The sequence below is a fragment of the Parapusillimonas granuli genome (genome assembly GCF_013416525.1).
Lineage (GTDB): Bacteria > Pseudomonadota > Gammaproteobacteria > Burkholderiales > Burkholderiaceae_B > Parapusillimonas > Parapusillimonas granuli.
In genome coordinates, this window is record NZ_JACCEM010000010.1 from 168,391 (window position 1) to 189,574 (window position 21,184).

23 protein-coding genes and 1 pseudogene are annotated in these 21,184 nt (G+C 60.1%); 4 read left to right on the forward strand and 20 right to left on the reverse strand.

Going from position 1 to position 21,184, the window contains the following annotated elements:
- The first annotated feature begins 102 nt into the window (after positions 1-102).
- Positions 103-1,131, forward strand: coding sequence for a metal ABC transporter solute-binding protein, Zn/Mn family (locus H0A72_RS18310; protein ID WP_180066081.1), 1,029 nt, complete (start codon positions 103-105; stop codon positions 1,129-1,131).
- A gap of 170 nt (positions 1,132-1,301) precedes the next feature.
- Here H0A72_RS18310 and H0A72_RS18315 read toward each other — a convergent pair whose 3' ends face one another.
- The 11 genes and pseudogenes from H0A72_RS18315 to H0A72_RS18360 all read right to left on the reverse strand — a co-directional run bounded on the left by H0A72_RS18315 (position 1,302) and on the right by H0A72_RS18360 (position 11,320).
- Positions 1,302-1,535: a hypothetical protein gene (locus tag H0A72_RS18315; RefSeq protein WP_180065351.1), complete on the reverse strand. Its 234-nt coding sequence runs from the start codon at positions 1,533-1,535 to the stop codon at positions 1,302-1,304.
- A gap of 234 nt (positions 1,536-1,769) precedes the next feature.
- Positions 1,770-2,486 (reverse strand): aspartate/glutamate racemase family protein, encoded by a 717-nt coding sequence (locus H0A72_RS18320; protein ID WP_180066083.1) that lies wholly within the window; start codon positions 2,484-2,486, stop codon positions 1,770-1,772.
- Between the two features lie 47 nt (positions 2,487-2,533).
- Positions 2,534-2,786, reverse strand: a pseudogene (locus H0A72_RS22265) (EexN family lipoprotein).
- On the reverse strand, positions 2,783-3,727 hold the full coding sequence (locus tag H0A72_RS18325; RefSeq protein ID WP_180066085.1) for a LysR family transcriptional regulator: 945 nt from the start codon (positions 3,725-3,727) through the stop codon (positions 2,783-2,785). The pseudogene H0A72_RS22265 and the gene H0A72_RS18325 overlap by 4 nt, the downstream one beginning before the upstream one ends.
- A gap of 17 nt (positions 3,728-3,744) precedes the next feature.
- A complete protein-coding gene (gene glyA, locus H0A72_RS18330; protein WP_180157912.1) occupies positions 3,745-5,013 on the reverse strand; it encodes a serine hydroxymethyltransferase in 1,269 nt (422 codons plus the stop codon).
- 10 nt (positions 5,014-5,023) lie between these two features.
- On the reverse strand, positions 5,024-5,881 hold the full coding sequence (gene trpA, locus H0A72_RS18335; RefSeq protein WP_180157914.1) for a tryptophan synthase subunit alpha: 858 nt from the start codon (positions 5,879-5,881) through the stop codon (positions 5,024-5,026).
- A complete protein-coding gene (gene trpB / locus H0A72_RS18340) occupies positions 5,878-7,113 on the reverse strand; it encodes a tryptophan synthase subunit beta (RefSeq protein WP_180157916.1) in 1,236 nt (411 codons plus the stop codon). The genes trpA and trpB overlap by 4 nt, the downstream gene beginning before the upstream one ends.
- Positions 7,110-8,342, reverse strand: coding sequence for an aspartate aminotransferase family protein (locus H0A72_RS18345; RefSeq protein WP_180157918.1), 1,233 nt, complete (start codon positions 8,340-8,342; stop codon positions 7,110-7,112). The genes trpB and H0A72_RS18345 overlap by 4 nt, the downstream gene beginning before the upstream one ends.
- Positions 8,339-9,274: a pyridoxine/pyridoxal/pyridoxamine kinase gene (pdxK, locus tag H0A72_RS18350; RefSeq protein WP_180066095.1), complete on the reverse strand. Its 936-nt coding sequence runs from the start codon at positions 9,272-9,274 to the stop codon at positions 8,339-8,341. The genes H0A72_RS18345 and pdxK overlap by 4 nt, the downstream gene beginning before the upstream one ends.
- Positions 9,267-10,079, reverse strand: a complete 813-nt coding sequence (locus H0A72_RS18355) for a YggS family pyridoxal phosphate-dependent enzyme (protein ID WP_180066096.1) — start codon at positions 10,077-10,079, stop codon at positions 9,267-9,269. The genes pdxK and H0A72_RS18355 overlap by 8 nt, the downstream gene beginning before the upstream one ends.
- Positions 10,079-11,320: a benzoate/H(+) symporter BenE family transporter gene (locus tag H0A72_RS18360; protein ID WP_180157920.1), complete on the reverse strand. Its 1,242-nt coding sequence runs from the start codon at positions 11,318-11,320 to the stop codon at positions 10,079-10,081. Before H0A72_RS18360 ends, H0A72_RS18355 begins: the two co-directional genes overlap by 1 nt.
- Positions 11,321-11,431: 111 nt before the next feature.
- On the opposite strand from H0A72_RS18360, the gene pdxR reads away from it, so the two are divergent.
- On the forward strand, positions 11,432-12,928 hold the full coding sequence (gene pdxR, locus H0A72_RS18365) for a MocR-like pyridoxine biosynthesis transcription factor PdxR (protein ID WP_180157922.1): 1,497 nt from the start codon (positions 11,432-11,434) through the stop codon (positions 12,926-12,928).
- A 107-nt stretch (positions 12,929-13,035) separates the two neighbouring features.
- Here the strand turns inward: pdxR and H0A72_RS18370 are convergent, their stop codons facing one another.
- From H0A72_RS18370 to parA, 5 genes are all read right to left on the reverse strand, one after another.
- Positions 13,036-15,018, reverse strand: coding sequence for a relaxase/mobilization nuclease and DUF3363 domain-containing protein (locus tag H0A72_RS18370; RefSeq protein ID WP_180157924.1), 1,983 nt, complete (start codon positions 15,016-15,018; stop codon positions 13,036-13,038).
- 473 nt (positions 15,019-15,491) lie between these two features.
- Positions 15,492-16,079 carry a S26 family signal peptidase gene (locus tag H0A72_RS18375; RefSeq protein WP_180157926.1) on the reverse strand — a complete coding sequence of 196 codons (588 nt, stop codon included), beginning with the start codon at positions 16,077-16,079 and terminating at the stop codon, positions 15,492-15,494.
- Positions 16,076-16,621, reverse strand: a complete 546-nt coding sequence (locus H0A72_RS18380; RefSeq protein WP_180157928.1) for a DUF2840 domain-containing protein — start codon at positions 16,619-16,621, stop codon at positions 16,076-16,078. The genes H0A72_RS18375 and H0A72_RS18380 overlap by 4 nt, the downstream gene beginning before the upstream one ends.
- Positions 16,618-16,878: a chromosome partitioning protein ParB gene (locus H0A72_RS18385; protein WP_180157930.1), complete on the reverse strand. Its 261-nt coding sequence runs from the start codon at positions 16,876-16,878 to the stop codon at positions 16,618-16,620. The genes H0A72_RS18380 and H0A72_RS18385 overlap by 4 nt, the downstream gene beginning before the upstream one ends.
- Entirely contained in the window at positions 16,875-17,513 is a 639-nt protein-coding gene (gene parA, locus H0A72_RS18390; protein WP_180157932.1) for a ParA family partition ATPase, read from the reverse strand. Before parA ends, H0A72_RS18385 begins: the two co-directional genes overlap by 4 nt.
- Here parA and H0A72_RS18395 point away from each other — a divergent pair.
- On the forward strand, positions 17,512-17,655 hold the full coding sequence (locus H0A72_RS18395; protein WP_180157934.1) for a hypothetical protein: 144 nt from the start codon (positions 17,512-17,514) through the stop codon (positions 17,653-17,655). The genes parA and H0A72_RS18395 overlap by 2 nt on opposite strands.
- Before the next feature lie 171 nt (positions 17,656-17,826).
- Here H0A72_RS18395 and H0A72_RS18400 read toward each other — a convergent pair whose 3' ends face one another.
- The 4 genes from H0A72_RS18400 to H0A72_RS18415 all read right to left on the reverse strand — a co-directional run bounded on the left by H0A72_RS18400 (position 17,827) and on the right by H0A72_RS18415 (position 20,573).
- Complete coding sequence (locus tag H0A72_RS18400; RefSeq protein ID WP_180157936.1) at positions 17,827-18,675, reverse strand: replication initiator protein A; 849 nt, start codon at positions 18,673-18,675, stop codon at positions 17,827-17,829.
- Between the two features lie 26 nt (positions 18,676-18,701).
- Positions 18,702-18,986 (reverse strand): helix-turn-helix transcriptional regulator, encoded by a 285-nt coding sequence (locus H0A72_RS18405; protein WP_180157938.1) that lies wholly within the window; start codon positions 18,984-18,986, stop codon positions 18,702-18,704.
- 83 nt (positions 18,987-19,069) lie between these two features.
- Positions 19,070-19,864 carry a DUF7011 domain-containing protein gene (locus H0A72_RS18410; protein WP_180157940.1) on the reverse strand — a complete coding sequence of 265 codons (795 nt, stop codon included), beginning with the start codon at positions 19,862-19,864 and terminating at the stop codon, positions 19,070-19,072.
- A 358-nt stretch (positions 19,865-20,222) separates the two neighbouring features.
- A complete protein-coding gene (locus H0A72_RS18415; protein WP_180157942.1) occupies positions 20,223-20,573 on the reverse strand; it encodes a DUF2958 domain-containing protein in 351 nt (116 codons plus the stop codon).
- A gap of 315 nt (positions 20,574-20,888) precedes the next feature.
- Between H0A72_RS18415 and H0A72_RS18420 the strand changes: the two genes are divergently transcribed.
- A complete protein-coding gene (locus tag H0A72_RS18420) occupies positions 20,889-21,179 on the forward strand; it encodes a helix-turn-helix domain-containing protein (protein WP_180157944.1) in 291 nt (96 codons plus the stop codon).
- Positions 21,180-21,184 lie beyond the last annotated feature (5 nt).

Consider the following 21,184-nt stretch of genomic DNA (forward strand, 5'->3'; position numbering starts at 1 on the left):
ATAGGTCTCTACTGGCTGCTGGAGTGCCGGGTCGGATATCGCATCCGAACCTCTGGTGGCTACCGCACCATTTTTGCAAAGCCTCATCAAAGGAAGATTGGTATGTTCCGATTCAACAAACTTGTCACACTCACCAGCGTCGCTGTGACACTGCTCGCGTCGCCCTTGGCTGTCGCGAATAGCCTCAAAGTGGTCTCAACGTTTTCTATCATCAGTGATTTCGTCGAGAACGTCGGCGGTGACCGCATCGCTTTGACAACCCTAGTCGGACCCAACAACGATGCACACACGTATGAACCACGGCCTACTGATGTAACAGCCGTCAAGAATGCCGACCTGGTACTGGCCAATGGAGCAAATTTTGAAGGGTTTCTGGGACGCCTCGTTCAGGCAAGCGGCAGTACCGCCGAAGTCGTCGTCGAACTTACTGAGGGCATCCAGCTATTGCGCAACACGCATGATGATGACCATGATCACTCCAACGATCAGCACCATGACGACCACCATCACCATAAAAATCATAGGCATGATGACAAGCATGGCGGGCACACAGACCATCACCATGACTCGCATGCGGGCGGCCACAATCACAATCACGGCGAATATGACCCGCATGCATGGCAGTCCGTGCCAAACGCTCGAATTTATGTCAACAATATCGCCGAGGCATTTTGCAGCGCTGATCCAGGGGGCTGCCCTAGCTATCGGGAGAATGCAAAATCGTATGATGCCAAGCTCATTGCGCTGGAAAAAGAGCTTGAGTCCCTGGTCAGCGAAATCCCCTTAGATAAGCGCACGGTCATCACATCTCATGATGCCTTCGGCTATCTGGCACAGGAGTATGGGTTTCAATTCTTGGCGCCGCAGGGTGCCAGCACCGGCTCGGAAGCATCTGCACAGACCGTTGCAAGGCTGATACAGCAGATCAAGCAGCAGCAAGCGTCCGCCCTGTTCGTGGAGAACATCAGCAACCCTCAATTGATCCAACAAATGGCCAACGAAACGGGCATGAAAGTTGGTGGAAAACTATACTCCGACGCACTGTCAACAGAAGACGGTGACGCAGCAACCTATATCGACATGATGCGACACAACATCAGCACGATACGGGACACCATACTCAATCAATAAAGAGTGTTATCAACACACCCTGTAGGGACGTAAGATTTTGCACGCATTAACCCATTGCATAGAACGGCGAGATAAAGCTAGCTGGGAACAGCGACAACTCGTTTCCCTCAGGGCTGTGTTTAGCGACCGCATTCAAGAACTGCTGACCGCGTCACCGCAACACTACAATGTCACATCCTTTTGCCTGCCGAACGTCCATGTTGCGCGTCCCGCTTTGATTGAGACCGACATGGATTCGCCCAAGGGTGATAGACCGGCGTACCGAAGAAATCGAACCAGGGCGTGCCAAGGCGTACTTGATAACCCAAGGCGGCGGCTGTCCATTGTGTAGCGCTCCACACACCGGCGATCACGATGCCAAATACCACGGCGATCTGCCCGAACAGCACGTTCGTCCCTTGCATTGCCTGGTCTCCGATACTCCTGCGCAACATTGCGCTGAAGGCGACACAACAATGTGCCGCAATCACGAGGATCGGTGCCGGGTCAGTGCCGGTCAAAGACCGTTATCGGGACAAAGATCGAGAAAAAGGCATGAATGCGCGCAGCGGCGAAAGGAGGAAAAACGCCGCAAGCGAAGGCGCGTTGCGGCGTGTTTGGCAAAATCTATAGTGTCACACTCAATAAATAGTCAGAGTTTACGCAACTCCAGCATTCGCACGAGCATTGCACATCCAATCCGCCGCATGAAGCGCGTGAAGATGCGTAGTGTCAAATATGGGGATGTCAATATGATGCGGCTCCACCAGCAATGAAATTTCGGTACACCCAAGAATGACAGCCTCTGCGCCGTTATCAATCAGTCGCGCAATGACATTCAAATAGGCATGGCGCGATTCATCCAGAACTCTGCCAAGACAAAGCTCTTCGTAAATTATTCGATGCACGACCTGCCGATCATCTTCCTCAGGAATTAAAACTCGAAGCCCGTACTGTTGTTCAAGACGCGCACGATAAAAATCCTGCTCCATCGTGAAGCGAGTCCCCAGCAGTCCCACAGTGAAAAATCCAGCAGCCTTGATGGCTTCCGCCGTCGGATCGGCAATGTGCAAGAGCGGAATGCTTACCGCCGCCTCAATTTGAGGGAAAACTTTGTGCATGGTGTTAGTACATAGCACCAATCCATCTGCGCCAGCAGTCTGGAGAATTCTTGCCGCATTGGCCAATATGCCTCCCGCTTGCTCCCATTTCCCCGCATGCTGCAACTGTTCGATCTCTTGAAAATCGACGCTATAGAGAATGATTTTGGCCGAATGCAATCCTCCCAGCCTTTGTTTAATTGACTCATTAATGTGCCGGTAATACGGAATTGTTGACTCCCAGCTCATTCCCCCGATTAAACCAATTGTCCTCATGCTCACTCCCTTTTTATGAGTGAACTATATATCTGAAAAATTCTAGGTCAGAATTCTGGCGACTTCTGCGGCGTGTAGGGAACGTTTCCATCCCCATAGAACCGCTTGCGTGTCGCCTCGGACACTCGATTGCACAGCGCATCACCCAGCTTGGCACGATCCAGCTTGCACTGCTGCCGTAACTCCTTCAACCGCACGGGGTCGGCTGCCAGTCACTCTACCGTTTCGATGGCGGCAGGTTCGGACAGGCCGCAAGCCCGCCAGCACAGCAACAAACAACAACGGCATGACCTTGTTCATAGCTCGATTTCCTCCGAGGCATCAGGTTTTGGCGTAGCGGAAGGCGTGCTTTCTCGCGCCAGCTCAATGGAACTCACCCGCTCGATAAAACGGGATAGTGTTTGAGAAGGTTCAGCATTCAGGCACAGCAAATAGGTTGTGTGAGCTGGCGAACGCCCAGCGAGGGGCCGCGCTACAACACCAGGCTCACGGCTGGCGATGATTTGCGAAGCACCCGCCAGCCCCAGCGCAAAGCCCGCCGACACCAGCGCCATCATCAAGTCCAAAGAAGCAACCTGTTCAGCCACCAGCGGCTCCGCATCCACCGCGCGTAAAACACGGGCGATCTGACGCGCATGACCTTCGCATACGACCGGGTCACACATCACCAACGGATAGCGCAGCACTTCGTCCAGAGGTATGCGCTTGTGGCTCAGGATAGGGTGCCGTTCAGGCACCGCGATCATCAGTGGGTCGGACCAAACGGGTTCAGCGAGGATGCCATCACCAACTTCGTCAGACTGCGCAAAGCCCACGTCGTACAGATCATCATTCAGCCCCTTGATCTGCTGCGACAGGGGCACCTCGAACAAACGAATATCAACCTCCGGTTCGTCTAGGCGGCACTGCGCCAACAAGGCGGGCAAGCGCGACGGTGTAATACCATCAGACAGGGCAATGCGTAACTGACCATGAAAGCCATTGGCCGCAGCCCTTACGCTGTCGCGCGTTTGCTCAAGTGCCGCGAAAACCCGGGGCACATGCTCAAGAAACAGCTTGCCCGCACGGGTCAATCGGGTACTGCGTGTTGTACGTGCAAACAGCGACACACCCAGTTCCGCCTCCAACTCTCTGATGGCTCGCGACAGCGGCGACTGCTCAATATGCAACTTCTCCGCTGCGCGGGCGAAGTGGAGTTCTTCGGCCACGGCCAGGAAGCAACGCAGATGCCGCAGTTCCATGGGTCAGGCGTCCGCTATCAGTAGACGGGATGACGGCGGCACAAGTCCACCACGTGTTCCCGCACCTGATCACGAACCGCCGTCAACGCACTGCCACCGGCTTCTACCCCATCCAACACGTCGCACAGCCAGCCGGCCAGTTGTTCGCACTCGGCCACGCCGAAGCCACGCGTGGTCACAGCCGGTGTGCCGATGCGCAGCCCCGAGGTCACGAAGGGCGAGCGCGGGTCGTTGGGCACCGAGTTCTTATTCGCCGTGATGTAAGCGTCGCTCAGGGCCGCGTCCGCGTCCTTGCCAGTGTAGGGCTTGGTGGATAGGTCGATCAGCATCAGGTGGTTGTCGGTGCCGCCGGACACGATCCTGTAGCCACGCTGCTGTAGCACTGAAGCCATCGCGCGAGCGTTGGTCACCACCCGGCGCTGGTAGGTCTTGAACTCAGGTGCCAGGGCTTCCTTGAAGGCCACCGCCTTGGCGGCGATGACGTGCATCAGCGGGCCGCCCTGGATGCCGGGAAACACGGCAGAATTAAGCTTCTTGTAGAAGTCCTCGCCCTGCCCCTTGGCTAGGATGATGCCACCGCGCGGACCGCGCAAGGTTTTGTGGGTGGTACTGGTCACCACATGGGCGTGAGGCAGCGGGTCCGGGTATTCGCTCGCTGCCACCAAGCCGGCGACGTGGGCCATGTCCACCCAAAAAATGGCGCCCACTTTGTCGGCAATGGAGCGCATGCGCGCCCAGTCCTTGTGGCGCGAATAGGCCGAGAAGCCGCCGATCAGCATCTTGGGCCGAGTTTCCAGCGCGATACGTTCCATCTCGTCGTAGTCGATCAGCCCCGTCTCAGGGTCCAGGCCATAGGGCACGATCTTGTAGTGCCGTCCCGAGAAATTGGATGGATTTCCATGGGTCAGGTGGCCGCCCTGGGCTAAGTTCATGCCCATCACGGTGTCACCGGGGTTTATCAGCGCCAGAAAAACCGCCGCATTGGCCTGAGCACCGGCATGGGGCTGGACGTTGGCGTAGTCGCAGTCGAACAGCGCCTTGACCCGTTCAATGGCCAGGCGCTCGGCCACGTCCACATGCTCGCAGCCGCTGTAGTAGCGCTTGCCGGGGTAGCCCTCGGCGTACTTGTTGGTGAACACCGAGTTCTGAATGGCCATCACCAGCGGGCTGGCGTAGTTCTCGGAAGCGATCAGTTCGACGTGATCTTCCTGACGGCGTTCTTCGCGCAGGACGGCTTCGGCCAACTCGGGGTCAAAATCAGCGAGAGTTAGGTATGTGTCATACATGGTATTCGTCCTATGTTTTGGAATGTTTAGGTTTGAAGGCGTGATCCGGCTCGGGCACGTCTAAGTCCAGTTGCCGACGCACATCGCGGATCAGGTCGCTGGCCGCCGCCAGCGCCTCGGCAGCCGGCTTATTGGCCAAACTTTCGATGAGCCAGGAGCCGATCACGACAGCATCGGCCACCTGGGCGACCTCTCTGGCCGTGCAGGCGTCGCGGATACCGAACCCGACGCCGACGGGAATGCGCACATGGCGGCGAACGCGCGCCAGCGTGTCACGCACCTGGGTCATGTCCAACGTCTTGGCGCCGGTGACGCCTTTAATGGAAACGCAATAGACGTAGCCGCTGGCGTGAATTGCGACCTGCCGGATACGCCGCTTGGTGGAGGTCGGGGCCAACAGAAAAATCATGTCAATGCCGTGACGGCGCAATTGCACCGCGAGGTCGCCGGAGACTTCCGGCGGGTAGTCAACCACCAGCACGCCATCTACACCCGCGCTGGCTGCGTCCACAGCGAAGGCTCCCGGCTGGCGCAGCAGGTCGTAGCGTTCGATGGGGTTGGCATAGCCCATCAGCACCACCGGCGTGTCGGTGTCCGACTCGCGAAAGCGTCGCACCTGATCGAATACCTGCGGCAGGCCGATGCCCTGACGCAGGGCGTACTCACTGGCGGCCTGAATGGTCGGACCATCAGCCGAGGGATCAGAGAACGGCACGCCCAGCTCAATGATGTCGGCACCGGCTTCGACCAGTACATGCATCAGCGCCGGGGTGATGTCCACGCTGGGGTAGCCAGCGGTGGCATAGGGGATCAGCGCTTTGCGCCCCTGCCGCCGCAGACGCTGGAAGGTCGTATCAAGTCGGCTCATGACTGACCTCCCATGGCGTTCGTCCGAGCCATTACCGTTTCCATATCCTTGTCACCCCGGCCGGACAGGTTGACCAGAATGGTTTGATCCTGGGGCAGCGTAGCCGCCAGCTTGACCGCATGGGCCACGGCGTGGCTGGCCTCCAGCGCGGGAATGATGCCTTCCACACGGCTCAGCAGATGAAAGGCGTGCAATGCCTCGTCGTCGGTGGCGCCAACATACTCGGCGCGACCGATTTCATGCAGCCAGGCATGTTCCGGCCCGACACCTGGGTAGTCCAGACCGGCGCTAATGCTGTGGGTTTCCCGCACTTGGCCGTTGTCGTCCTGAAGGATGAGCGAGCGGTTGCCGTGCAGCACGCCGGGACTGCCACACTGGATCGACGCGGCATGTCGGTCAGTATCCAGCCCCAACCCCGCCGCCTCGACACCGATCAGGCGCACCGCCTCATGTTCGATGTACGGGTGGAAAATGCCAATAGCGTTACTACCGCCACCGACGCAGGCGATTACCGCATCGGGATGTTGTTTCGCCATGCCAAGGCGCTTGAACAGCGCCGGGATCTGGAGTATGCACTCCTTACCAATCACGGTATGAAATTCCCGCACCATTGTCGGGTAGGGGTGCATGCCGGCTACCGAGCCAATCAGGTAGAAGGTGTGATCGACATTCGTAACCCAATCGCGGATCGCGTCGTTCATGGCGTCCTTCAGTGTGCGCGAGCCGGAAGTCACCGGCACCACCGTCGCGCCCAGCAGCACCATGCGCTGGACGTTGGGGCGCTGTCGCTCGATGTCCTCGCTGCCCATATAGACCACGCATTCCAGGCCGTAACGGGCGCAGATCGTCGCGGTGGCAACACCGTGCTGACCCGCGCCGGTCTCGGCGATGATGCGTCGCTTACCCATGCGCCGCGCCAGCATCGCCTGACCGATTACGTTATTGATCTTGTGAGCACCGGTGTGATTGAGGTCTTCGCGCTTGAGAAAAATGCGCGCGCCGCCCGTTTCCTCGCTGAGGCGTCGGGCGTAGTAAACCGGCGAGGGACGGCCGACGTAATCAGCCAGCTCCTCCTCGAATTCGGCAATGAAGGCGGGTTCAGCACGGTAACGCTGATAGGCCGTGTGCAATGCTTCGACCGCCTGTGCCAGAGTCTCGCTAATGAAACTTCCGCCGAAATAACCAAAGAAGCCTTCAGCATCAGGTTGGTCGTATTTCAGTGTCTGCGTCATAGCACTGGCTCCTGCCGCGTAACTTCGGTCGCCGTTGCTGCGCCATCCAAGACGATCGGTGACAGCAGCCGGGCAACGCGGACTACGATGTCGTCGATCTGCGCTTCGCCGCAGACCAGAGGCGGCAACAGCCGGATGGTAGTGTCGCGGGTCACGGTGATGAGCAGGCGCTGCTCGGCCAGGGCGCGCCCGACTAATTCCTTGCAGTGTCTGTCCAGCTCGATCCCCGCCATCAAACCCTGCCCTCGGATGGCGGTGACGTTCGGGTGATCGCCCAGCGCGTTCTGTAACCCCACGAGCAAACGGGCGCCCAACACGGCGGCCCGCTCCGGCAGCCGGTCGCGCGCCATGATGTCGAGCACGGTGCAAGCCACCCGGCAGGCCAGCGGATTGCCACCGAAGGTCGAGCCATGCTGGCCGGGCGAGAACAGGTCGGCCGCCACGCCACGCGCCAAGCATGCGCCGATGGGAAAGCCATTGCCCAGCGCCTTCGCCAGGGTCATTACGTCCGGAGTGATACCGGCGTGCTGATGTCCGAACCAGGCACCGGTGCGGCCCATGCCCGCCTGAATCTCGTCGAGCATCAGCAGCCAGCCGTGCTGATCGCAAAGCGCACGCAATTCGCGCAGGTAGTCGGCGCTGGCAACCCGAATACCGCCTTCACCCTGTACCGGCTCGATCAGTACAGCCACGATATCGGACTCTTGCGCGGCTACCCTGCGCACCGCCTCGATGTCGTTGTAGGGCACCCGCAGGAAACCGGGCAGCAGCGGCTCGAAGCCTTGTTGCTTAGCGGGATTGCCGGTGGCAGAAAGCGTCGCGATGGTGCGGCCATGAAAGCCATTCTCCATCACGAGAATCATTGGCTGTGCTACCTGCTTGCGGTGAGCGTGCAGTCTTGCCAGCTTGAGGGCGGCTTCGTTGGCCTCGGCGCCCGAATTGCAGAAAAAAGCCCTTTTCATACCTGTCAACGCACACAGACTTTCGCCCAGCCGTTCCTGCCAGTCGATACGAAAGACGTTGGAGGTATGCAGCAGCATCCCAGCCTGCTCGGCGATGACGGCGGCGATCTCGGGATGAGCATGGCCCAGGCTAGTGACCGCGACACCAGCGATGGCATCTAGGTATTCCACGCCCTGTTCATCCCACAAGAGTGCGCCACTGCCGCGAACGAATGAAACGGGTTGACGGGCATAGGCCCGCATCAGGTGGGAAGTGGCAGGCTTCATGGAAAAATCCTCAAATCTGATTCGGCATGTGAACTGGCGGACGCGAATATAAATTCGCGCACGTATATTGCGTCGTTGTCATAGCTGTTCGCCCCCGAGGGCAGCAACAGCTCGGCGCATTGCGCCTGTTCTGTATGACGCAACGCATGCACGACTTGGCGGCACGCTTGGGCGACGGCTTCTGGCAGGCCAACCCCGTTGACCCAGTGTCCGGTCAAGGTGGCGCAGAACAGATCGCCCGTGCCCTTGGGCGTGGCGTGAATGCGCGGATGCGTAATGACCTCGGCTTGCTTACGAGTGACAAGCACCACCTGCATCTCATCCTGCGCCCAGGTATCGGGCACGGCACTGGTCACCGCGACCCATTGGATGCGCCCCGTCAGTAAGGTGCGGGCGGCGGTGACGACGCTTTCGACATCGTTCACCGCCAATCCGGTCAGGTGTGCCAGCTCAAAGCCGTTCGGTGTCAATCCATCGGCCAGTGGCAACAGGTCTCGGCGGTAGACATCGACCAGATTAGGATCGACATAGATACCGTGGTCGAGATCGCCCATCACCGGGTCGATCACGATGCGCAGGTCTGCACGTTCTTTCAGCAGAGCCCGCGCCCAACGGGCCAAGGCTTGGGCCTGCGCGAGGTTGCCGAGATAGCCAACCAGGATGACGCGAAGCGCATGCAGCGCTCCGCGCGCCAAAAGATCCCGCAAATAGCCATCGAACCATTCGATGGGCAACGCGCCGCCGTGCAACGTCGGGTAGTGCGGCGTGTTGCTGAACACGACTGTGGGCACAGCGGCCACTGACAACCCCAACCTCTCTAGGGTCGGGACCGCGACATTGTTTCCCACCCGCCCATAGACCACTTGCGACTGCACCGAGACCACTTCCAGCCGCAGCGGACGCAGTGCCGATAAAGAGGCTTCTTCAGTCATGGCTGTTCCCTGGTGCCTCACTCGGCCAATAGTGGCTGTCCGGCAAAGCGCGGGCGCCGAAAATAGCCTGTCCGACGCGCACCACGGTGGCACCTTCCTCGATGGCGATCTCGAAATCGCCAGACATGCCCATCGACAACTCTTCCAGTCCAATACCGACGGGCGCACTCTGTCGCAGCCGATCACGCAAGGTACGCAGCAACACGAAGCACTGGCGCACCCGCTCGACCTCGCCGGAGAACAGCGCAAGCGTCATCAGACCGCGCACGCGCAGCGCCGAGAACGACGGCAGTGCTTGGATAAAATCTGGCACGCCCTCGGGAGCCAGGCCGTATTTGCTTGCCTCGCCAGAGGTGTTGACCTGCACGAACACTTCCAGCGAACGTCCTTCGACTTGCAGGCGACGATCCAGCGCCTCGGCCACACGCAAGCTGTCCAGCGCCTGGAACTCAGCGGCGAAACGCGCCACGAGTTTGGCCTTGTTGGTTTGCAGGTGGCCGATGACCGACCATTGCAGGTCGGTCAAGTCCTGCATGGACTCCCACTTGCGATAGGCTTCCTGCACCTTATTCTCGCCCAGCATCCGGCAGCCCGCCGCATGAGCCATGCGCAGACTGGTCTCGGGCTTGGTTTTGCTGACGGGCAACAAGCGCACCGCTGCCGGATCACGGCCAGCACGATGGCAGGCCGCCTCGATACGCGCTTGCACTTCCAACAGATTCCGCCGGAAGTCTTCAACAGTAACGGCTTCTGGATACCGACCGTGTTGGTCGTGATGAGTCTGTGTGTCGGAAGGTACTGGCATCAGTTCACCCCTTTATTGGCAGGTATTGAAGTCATGACTGATTTTGATTCTCGTTGTGGCAACCGGCCATTAAGCACCGCATAAGCGACCAAGCCGATCACCAACCCCCAGAATGCGCCGCCAATACCCAGCAGGGTAATGTTGGCTGCTGCCGCCAAAAAGGTAATCAATGAGGCTTCGCGGGTTTTGGCATCGGCCATGGCGCTGGCGAGACTGCCGCCGATGGTGCCCAGCAGCGCCAGGCCCGCCAGCGTGGTGATGAAAGTTGCAGGGAAAGCCATGAATACAGCGGCCAGCGTCACCCCGAACACACCGACCAGGATGTAGAACACGCCAGCGGCAATACCAGCGATCCAACGTTTATCCGGGTTTTCGTGCGCCTCCCGGCCGGTACAGATGGCGGCTGTGATCGCAGCGATGTTGAAGGCGTGCGAACCGAACGGCGCCATCAACAGGGAACCGAGCCCGGTGACGGTCACGATGGGGTTGGCGCTGGTTCTGAAGCCATCGTTGCGCAGCACCAGCATGCCGGGCATGTACTGTCCGGTCAGGGTGATCAAAAACAGCGGCAACGCCACGCTCAGCAAGGCGTTGAGCGAAAACGCAGGCATAGTGAAGACTGGCGCGGCCAGTTTCAGGGTCAGCCCCGACAGATCGACGCGATCCTGAAGAAGCAAGAAGGCCAGCCCCAGCACCAGGATGCCCACCACTGCATAGCGCGCGGTGAAGCGCTTGATCACGACATAGGAGACAATCAAGAGCCCGGCCAGGAGCGGGTCGATACTCATGCTGCCAAAAGCACCAATACCGAACTGGAGCAGGATGCCGGCCAGCAGCCCAGCTGCCACGCCTGGCGGAATCAGGCGGATGACCCGCTCGAACCAACCCGACAGCCCAAGCACCACGAAGGCGGCAGCCGAGATCAGGTAGGCGCCGACTGCTTCCGCGTAGGGCGTGGTCGCCAGCGCTGTGACGAGGAAAGCGGCGGCCGGTGTGGACCACGCCGTGATGATTGGTTCGCGGGAAACCCAGCTCAGGATGATCCCCGTAACGCCCACGCCGATGGAAATCGACCACACCCACGAGGCCGTCAGATCTGGGCTAAGACCGGCCACCTTGGCGGCCTGGAATACCAAGATGAACGTCCCGCCGTAATTGACGATGACCGAGATCAAACCGGCTACAACGGGATGGGTGAGATCGCTCCAACGAACAGATGAAGATGAGGGGACGGATGACATGGCCTGACAGTTACTCCTGAAAGCAATTGGATGGACACAGTTGATAAACAAATTTATAGCCTTAAAATGGATGGATATTCCCCACCATTTTTTTAAGGTAATACAGACCAATTGTTTAGGCACGCTCAACTAGAGTCCGTCAAAGCCTGGATCGGCGACCCTGCGCATAGCGCCTTGCCGCTGTATGCACGCATACAGCGCGGCATCCGGCAACTGATCCTCGACGGCGCGCTGGACGTCGGCAAACCGCTGCCCGCCTCGCGTGCGCTGGCAAAGTCGCTGAACGTTTCCCGCGATACAGTCGAGTCGGCCTATAGCCAGTTGCATGCGGAAGGTTTCATCGAGCGGCGTGTTGGCAGCGGCAGCTTCGTATCGGAACAGGCGAAACGTCTGCCGGGGCGTGGCACGGCGCGGCAGACGGGAACCGGCAATGAAACGCCGCGCCTCAGCCAGCGCGGCAGCACTATGTTCCAGGGTGGCGGCCTGCGCGACTTTCTTGCACCACGCCCATTCGCCCCAGGCGTACCGGAAACGCGCAACTTTCCCCTCCAGACTTGGGAACGTCTCGGGCGACAGGTGCTCAAGGAGTATGGAACCCAGGCGTTAACGCACAGCGATCCGCAAGGACTGGAACCATTACGGCGCGCCATTGCCGACTACGTCAGTCTCGAACGCGGAGCGCATGCCACGCCCGAGCGCGTACTGGTGCTGACCAGTTCGCAACAGGCGATGACGCTGTGCGCCAACGTGCTGCTTGATTCTGGTGATAAGATTTTTATTGAAGATCCGGTCTATCAAGGGGCGCGTAAAGCGTTCGACGCTGCCGGACTGGAATGCATCCCCGTGCCACTCGATGTCAATGGCATGCTGGTGGAGCGTCTGAATCAGGCGGCGAAGAACAGCAGCGATTCGGCCAAGGCGGTGTTCCTGACACCGTCGCATCAGTTCCCAACCGGGGCGACACTGGCGCTGGACCGGCGGCTAGCCGTCATTGAATGGGCCAGGCAACATCAGAGCTGGATCATCGAAGACGACTACGACAGTGAGTTCCATTACGACGGTAAACCCACCGCCTGCGTGCAGGGGCTAGACCCGCACGAACGGACAATCTACATCGGCACCTTCACCAAATCGCTGTTCCCCGGCCTGCGCATCGGCTACATGGTGCTGCCGTCACCGCTGGTGGCGCCCATGGCCGTGGCCCGTACTCTGCTGGATGGACACAGCGCACCGATTCCGCAACTCACGCTGGCGCGTTTCATCGAAGGCGGCCACTTCGGCGCGCATGTGCGCACTATGCGTGCCGTCTATGCCGAACGGCGCGATGTGCTGGCACGGCTGGTGCGCCAGCATCTGGCCGAATTCGTGGAGCCACGGGTGCCGACCGGGGGCATGCAGATGCCCTGCATATTCATCCGCGACATCCCCGAGCGCGAGGCCGTGGAATCAGCGCACCGGGCTGGGATCGACCTGCTGGGGCTGACGGCGCTGCATGCGTCGAGTCGGCACAAGGCTGGCTTCCTCATGGGGTTCGCCGCTCACGCCCCCCACGAAATGGAAATTGCCGTCAAGAAACTCGCGAACGTGCTTCGCGCATTGTGTCGCTGAGCGCTATGAAGCGGGCTACTGGTCAGCTATCTACACATCATGGCGGCTACCACTGCTGTCGTTCAACTACAGGAAAGATATCTGCGAATGCAATCTGCATAGGCAGGCTAACCCATCGACGGCCCGCGCTGCCTCCCAATCTCCCACGACACACCGCTGCCGCGCATGGTCGCGGCAAGCTGCTGCCCCAGCCGCTGCTCAATCACCGGCTTCCACGGCACCAAGCTGAACCCCATGCCGTCATCAAGCATAGCGTAGCGCCCGCTCGCCAGCATGACCGAGCGCCGATAGATGCCGGTCACGCGCTGCCCGTCCGTCACTGAGCGGTGCTCCAGGCCAGTATCGACGGCAATGTCCTTCGCGGCTTGTGCCAGTTCCCGATTGCGCAGCGTGCCCAGCAGGTTCCGGGCGAGGATCACACGCTGCCCGCGCCGCTCGGCCAGCCCCTGTTCGGCCAGGAAGTCGGCACGCTGCTGCAAAGCGTCCTTGGCTTCGCCGCCAAAGCCCAGGTCGCCCAGTCCCTTGCCGCCACCAATCAATTGGTGATCCAGCCAAGTGGCACCGATCACGTGGGCCTGTCGCTCAATTGGTAAGTGCGACTTCATCTCTACTGCCACACCGCCCATGCGCTGCACGTCATACTGGCGGCCACGTTCAGGCAGATCACCCGGCACTTTCCAAAGCCCTTCAGCCACACGTTCCACGATGCCGGCGCGTCTCAGGGCTTCCAGGCGTCGAACATGAGAGGCGACAACTTCCCGAGGGTCGCGCCCGGCCTTGGTCTGACCCTGCTCAATCGCCAGATGATGATCCGTGCGGTACAAGCCATCGCTTGCCAGCGTCATGATCTTACGATCGGCGGCCCGAATGTCGGCGGCACCCTTCACTTCTACAACGGCACCCGTGGGATAGTTGGCTGGTTCATCATGAGCATTGAGTGCAACATAGTGGGCCTTGCCATCCACGCCGTCAATGACCAGATAGCCCCTATCGCGCAATTCGTCGGCCAAGCCTTTGGCAGCTACGCGGCCGACGATGGTGCGGCCATCATCGGACGGCTCGAACACCGCGAGGTCACGCTGCTGTCCGCTCATGGCCCGCTGCATGGTGCGGATGATGTCGCCACGTTCGCCCAAGGCGCGCAGGGTCTTTTCCGCATCGGTATGAATGGCCCAGGTGCCAGGCTGCATTTCATCGGCCAGCCCCATGCGCTGCAAGCGTTGCAGGCGACCGATCAACAGCAGGCGCTGCCGTTGCAGCTTTGGCTCATTGAAGCGTGCGATATGTACCCGACCATCGTCGCTGATCTCCCGTTGCAGGGTGCGATCCAGGCTCGTCCAGCGTTCCTGCTCCACCTCGCGCTGCATGGTCTGCTGGATCTCCAGTTCGGTGCGCGGCCCCAGCCATTCCGTTGCAAGTTCTGAAGCACGATGACGGAAACCGTCGGCGATGTAGTCGCCCGCAATGATGAGGTCTTGCCCTGTGTCATCGCGCCCGCGCACGATGACATGCGTATGCGGGTTATCGGTATTCCAGTGATCGACCGCCGCCCAATCCAGCCGTGTACCCAGGTCTGCTTCCATGCGGCCCATCAGGTGCCGGGTATAGGTGCGTAAATCATCCAGTTCGACCCCATCCTCGGGCGAGACGATGAAACGGAAATGATGCCGGTCATTGGCGCAGCGCTCCTTGAAGGCATCAAGATCGGCTTCATCTACCTGCGGCCCGTAAGCTCGACCAGGCTCACCATCTCGACCCGCTCCATCACGCTCAACGTATCGTAAATGTCGGGACAAGGACTGAGGGCTGGCCTGGCGCTGATTGACCAACAATGTCTTGATGGTGACGCGCCGCGAAAATGGTGTGAGTGATGCCCCCGCGAAACGCGCCGCTGTGTGGCCGCGCCCCAGGCGTGAACCGGGACGTTGACCCGCTCGCTGGCCTTGGCTTTTGGTCAGCGCAGGCCGCCGTACCGCCGATTTCCCGCCCGCCTTGCCGACCTGCTTGAGCACCTTGGACACAAAGCCCTGGCCCCGGCTCTTCGGGGCGCTGGGGCGCGTACGGAAGTCATCATCGCGGCGGTCACTCATTGCCGTTCCCTCAGAAAGTCATAGCGTGTCCTGGCGTACGAAGCACGCGGACATGTCAGCATCGGCGCGGGCCACGCGCCCCAAGCGGCACGACGGCGAAGCCGCATCGTGCCGCGCCACCCCCACGTGCAGACTGGCTTTACTGGCGGCTGGGTGCCGCGCCCTTTTGTCTTGCCTTCCGCCTTTGCCTGTCGCTGACGCTCCCGGCTCCGGCGGCATGGCAGCGCGGCGGTGTAGGCAGCCAGCACACCGCAGAGCACGGCGAAAGCCGCAGGCCAAGCATGCGCAATGCGGAACGATTGCATGCGGGATAGCCATGCCGGAGAGAACATGAAATGCAGCGTCAGGGACGCCGTAGCGCCACCCACACTGCATGCGCAATGACATGATGATGGCCGCCTGATCGACACGCCTGATCGACACGCCTGATAGCACGACCCCATGCACAGATTCGTGCAATGAATCAGCGCCCATCATGGCTGTTTCCCACGCAAGACCGGATGCGCAACGCCGATGACGGCGGACGCACTGGTCGGGCCGAAGTACCGGCTATCGAACGATGCCGGATGGGTGGCGCTCAGCAGAAACAACTCCCCATCGGCCAGCGGTCGGCATGGTTGCCAGACCGACAATGCCCGGCCCAACCGATCCGCAGACAATACGGCGGCCACCGGCACGCCGTCGATGCGTAGCTGGTCACCTATGATGCAAACGTGTTGCGGCGCGACCGCGCCCACACGTTTAAGCAGCGGAACGCGGGCCGGGAGATAGCCGCGACGGGCGGCAAGTGCCGCCGCATCAGCGGGTAGCTGGGTCAGAACAATGCTGCCCACTGGTAAATAACCGAGATGGCGGTGGAGCGGTTCAACGCGATACCAGCCGACTGGCACGCTGTCGGATGGGTTGTAAACCAGACGCGGCACGGGCTGCACAAAGGACGCCCAGGCCAGCGCGGCTAGGCCGAGGGCAGACAGCGTAGCCCATGCGATGCGAGCGCACAGGCCCAAACGAGGATGAATGGCTTTCTCCGCCACGCTGTCGGAAGCCGGAACCTGGCTCATTTCAGCCCCCTCCCAGCCAACCAGGCCGCATGCCGCTCAAGGTTGTAATCAGGCAAGGGCAAACGGGCGGCGAGCCGGTTGGCGAGCGTGCGCCAGTACGCGGGCGAGACGGCGACGGGCGCAAGCCCCAGCGCCTCAATGGCGTCGATGCGATGCAGCACGCTTTGCACGGCCTGCTTCCCTTCGGCATTCAAAAGCAGACGCGCCCCAGGCTGCACGCCGGGGATGCGCTGCAACGCGTCCAGCGGTGTGCATGCCTGCATCACCATCAACTGCCAGCGAATGGTGCCGTAATCATTGGCCTGCCAGAGAATGCGGCAGAACATAGAAGCGGGTAGGAACACCGCGCAACGCCGCCAATGATCAAGGGAAACGGTGTGCGCCGGTTCACCGAAACGCAAATAGAGCTTCAGACGGGCTTCGATATAGGCGAGCGATACGCGGGTCAGCGGCTGACGAGCCGGAGGAACGGCAAGCACTGCGGGCGCTACCCTGTCCACGCTATCCAGGCGAACCCTGGAAGACGATACGAGTGTGTTCATGGCGTGTTCTCCGGCGGGAACTCCCGTTCCAGCATACCGCGCAGCAGTTCGGCCACTGTCACGCCTTGCGTGAAGGCCGAGACTTTGATGCGCGCTCGCAATGCAGGCGTGATGTCGAGCGTCAGGCGGGCGGTGTAGAGATCGGCTTTTTGCACCGTGGCGGCATCACCCTGGCGTATCCACGCCTCAGCGTGAGGATTCGCCGGCGGCCGTGCGCCGATCCCGACACGCTTGGGCCGTGTGAGTTTCGTGCTCATGTCGGCCACCGCAGCAGTTCATCAACCAGTTCGGTGATTTCACGCGCCGCCGCGCTGTCGGGTGCAGACTCTCGGGCGAGCCGCCCGGCGGCGACGCTATCGGCAAAGACAATCCGCTGCCCAACCTCGGCGCGCAGCGCCGGCACCGGCTGTTCAGCAAGCGACTGCCGGGCTTCGCGGCCAATGATGGTGGTGCCAACACGCCGGTTGATGACAAAGGCAGCCCGCAACACGGGCCGGAACATCTGCGCTTCGCGGATCAGCGCCACCATCTCGGCACTGGCCCAGATGTCGTACGGGCTGGGCTGTACCGGAATCAGCACGTATTCAGCCGCCAGAAGCGCGGAGCGCGCCAGGGCGGCGATGCGTGGCGGCCCGTCGATGATGACGTGATCGGCCCGCCTGGCCAGTTCTGGCGCTTCTTGATGCAGTGTTTCGCGGGCCAGACCCACAGCACTGAAAAGCCGTGGTAAGCCTTGCTGACTTCTGCGCTGCGTCCAATCCAGGGATGAGCCCTGCGGGTCGGCGTCCAGCAAAACCACCTGCTGACCGCGCAGCGCGAGCTCACCCGCGATATGGGTGGCAAGCGTGGTCTTGCCCACCCCGCCTTTCTGGTTGAGCAAGGCAACGATCATGGCGCAGCCCTCCGATCTGGAAAACCAGGCTGTTTTTGCCTTGCCGGATCGAGTGGGTTTTTCGGCTGATTTTGCCCTTCAAGATACCGGGTGTGTTTCTTTTCAGAACCTATCCATCGTGGTGGATGGTCTTTATCAATAGTTAGAGTAGTTAAGTTAGATAAGTTAAGGGACGCGCAAACACAGTATTGGCGCGGCTTTGCAGCCATTCTGCACGCCTGATAGCACGATAGCCCCACGCCTGATAGCACGATACCGGACACGCCCGATAGCACGACACTATCCACAGGATATTCACAGCTCATCCACAGGCTTATCCCCGTGCCGTATCCGGCACGGGCCGAAAGGTCAGCAACTCGCGTCCATCTTCGGGAATCAACTCGATGCCCAGCACATAACCGGGCAACGACTGCCTGGCTACCAGGGCGCGCAGGTCGCAGGCGAAGTCGTAGGATCTGGCGGTGCTGCCGGACTTGCGGTGCAGATGCCTGAAGTCGAATTGCCAGCCATCCGGCTGCTTGCCGCCATGCTTGCGCACTAGTCGGTACAGCCAGCGTTCGATGCCGCCGGTCAGGCGGAAATACGCCGGGTCGATGGTCAGCACCAGGGCGGCATCGAGCACGCCCGCATAGAACCAATCTGACAAAATAAGTTCGATGCCCAGCGGCTTGCCGTGAGCATCGGCCAGCTCCTTCCATTCGTTGATCCACGAAAACCGATGCAGCCGCCGCCCCGTGGTTTCGCGGATGGACGTTGCCACGCTGGTCGATTGCAGCCGGTCGAGTGCCGCTTTCAGGCGCTGGTAGTCGCGCAGGGAGGTGCCACGTCCAATAAAACGCAGGATTTCGTAAGGTGTGGCGCGTATCCAGCGTGAAGGAGGAATGCCGGCATCGCGTGCCTGCACGATTTGCGATGCGGCCCAGATCAGAATGTCTGCATCCCAGATCGTGGCAATGCCATGCTCCTGCGTGCCTTCCACGCGGATGGTGATATTCCCATTGCGAAAGTCGATGGGCTTGAGGCGGCGCGACTTCGCCAGCGAGAAAAAGGGATACGCCATCAAGTCCTGAGCGTCGCGCGGCGCCATATCGCCGGGCAAGGCACGGAACAGCACAAGTTGCTCCTGCTGCTGCAGTGGCTGCGCGGCGGGCAAACGGGACATGATGATGGCCGCCGGCGAACGAACGGTCAGCGGCCGTCACGGCAGTCACCCGCATGGCGTTCGGCATACTCGGGGTCTGAAGTCGCCTCATAGCTGCGTGCATCGGCCCAGGTGTCCAGGTCGGCAACTGCATACATGACACGTCGGCCGAATTTGCGAAACTTCGGGCCGCCGCCGATCACACGCTGCTTTTCCAGCGTGCGTGGTGACAGGCGCAGGTACTGAGCGGCTTCGTCGTTGGTCAGATAGCGCTGGGGCTGCGCGGGCATGGCAACGGGTGCGGCAGCGGGCCGTAAGGGAGCGGGTCGCATGAGATATACCTCCATCGTTCGGTAGAACCGGCGGCACCAGCGCTGCCGGATGGAGACAGTCTCAAGAAAGTCAGGCGACCTGCTCAGGGACGTTTTGCGAGAGATGCAGAACGTCCCTGTACCGGCGCGGAAAGCTGTGCCAAGTGGCGGTAGCCGCCGCGCATCAGCATTTCACCCCGGCGCACCAAGCGGCGCATGCGGGCGCGCAAAGCGCCATCGGCATGCCAATCTCGGGCCACCACCTTGGTGCCAAATAACCCTTCAGCGATGTCGCGCAAGGATGCCCCCGCCAGGGTGGCATCGAGCGCCTGCAAGGTGTGCATCTCCTGCAGGGCCGATAAAGCAGGCCGGGGCCTCACGACAGCAATGGGAATGGCGTCGCTGGCCAGGGCCAGCTTGTTCATTTCCAGCGTGAGCGCTTGCTCAAGCGCAAGAAGGTCGGTGCCGGCGCGCACGGCATAAACATAAGCCATGCCATCGGCCAGACCTGGAACAAGCGCCAGCCGCAGGCAGCCACCCGGCCAGCGCACCTGCAGCACCAGGCGTACGCCATCGTGAATCAGGTATTTGTCGCCCGGGATTCGCCACAGCGTGAACCGCACGGCATCCGGCATGGGGTCGGCATCCGGGTAAAGATGAACGCCATAAGAATCAGGGAACCAGATGGGATGCGCATCCCGCGCATCCAAGGCGGGGTCTTCCAGCAGACGCAAGCCCCAATTTTGCGCCGCGCCTGGCCGCTGGAGACGGCGCAACCAGTCGTGCCGATAATCGGGATGACGGCGCAGATATTCCCAGGCCAGGGCGGGTCTATCCAAATGCAGGATGTAGAGATACGCAGCAGTCGGATGCCAGTGCTTGAGGCGCAAATCAACCATAAGGCAAACCCCCTTTCATTCAGCAGGGCCACCTCATCGCAAAGTGCACACAGCGCAGTTTCAATGCGTTAATATTTGACTACCAATCGCATCAAATGAAACTGAAAATATCAAGTCCGATTGCGTCTTAACCGTTGCGCTGACAATCAGAATGCGACGAGGGTTCCGCTGAAAAATCATCAATCAGCGTCTATCACCCTGCCCCATATCCTGCAAAAGATCATGACTCTTTAAGTCTGGGCCGTCGCGTATTTATGCAAGGCCCATGATTCAGACGCTGCTGGTCTTGAATATGACTGAAATAGTCTTAATGCGCCTTGATTAGATGGACTGCGGGCCTGTTTTGCAGTCCCGACGCTCAGTCCGTGATCGAACCGTTTTCTTGCGCCAGGCGTACATATTCCGATAACGGGCGTACCGCCTGGAAATAAAGATCGCGCATCACAGTCTGTTTTCGAGGGCCGACGATAGACGCCAAGGCGGAAAGCCGTACCGTTCCCAGCTCGGGCATCCCTATTCCCAGGTCGATCAGGCCATAGGCCGTATCGCCGTCTTGGGGGTCAAGGCAGGCCAGCAGCCAGGTCGCATGAGCGTCTGGCGTGAAAATCCGCACCACAGGCAGCGGGTCAATGTTCTGGCCTGCGGCACGAGCCTGCCCGTGGGCGAGCAATTGTGCGCGTTCGACGTCGGTGATGAGTGGTTGGGTCATAATCGGAAACCCCACGAAACTGGCGATTCAGGGATGCACTTATACGGTCAAACGTAGAACCGCCGAACCGTGTATGTGCCTTCGTGCAGATACGCGGATAAGTACGCCCACACATCCGCAATAGAACGAAAGCGTAAAAACGACTTTGTGGAAGTCAGAAAAAGCATAAATGCGCCTCTCCGGTTCTGGTGGAATCTTCACAAGCTGATTTCCGTAAAAGCACGAAAGCCGCCTACCCGCCAAAAATGAACACTATAGATTGTAGCCCTATAGAGCGCAATCGAATGTCATCTATGGTTTCAAGGAAACCACTGGATGACAGCAAAAAACTCATTGGCGACGGCATTAAAAATTGTCAGGAAAGCGCGTGGCTTGAGCCAGGAAGCGTTTTCTGACGTGTCGAGCCGTACCTATATGAGTTCGCTGGAGCGCAATCTAAAAAGCCCGACGCTCAACAAGCTGACCGAGCTGTGCGAGGTCATGGAAATTCACCCCCTCACATTGTTGACGCTGGCCTATGCCGGCGGTAACACAAGCAAGGCTGACGAACTCTTGATGCAAGTGCGCCAAGAGCTTGATGAGGTCCTGAACTCAGATGGAGAGTAAGAAAC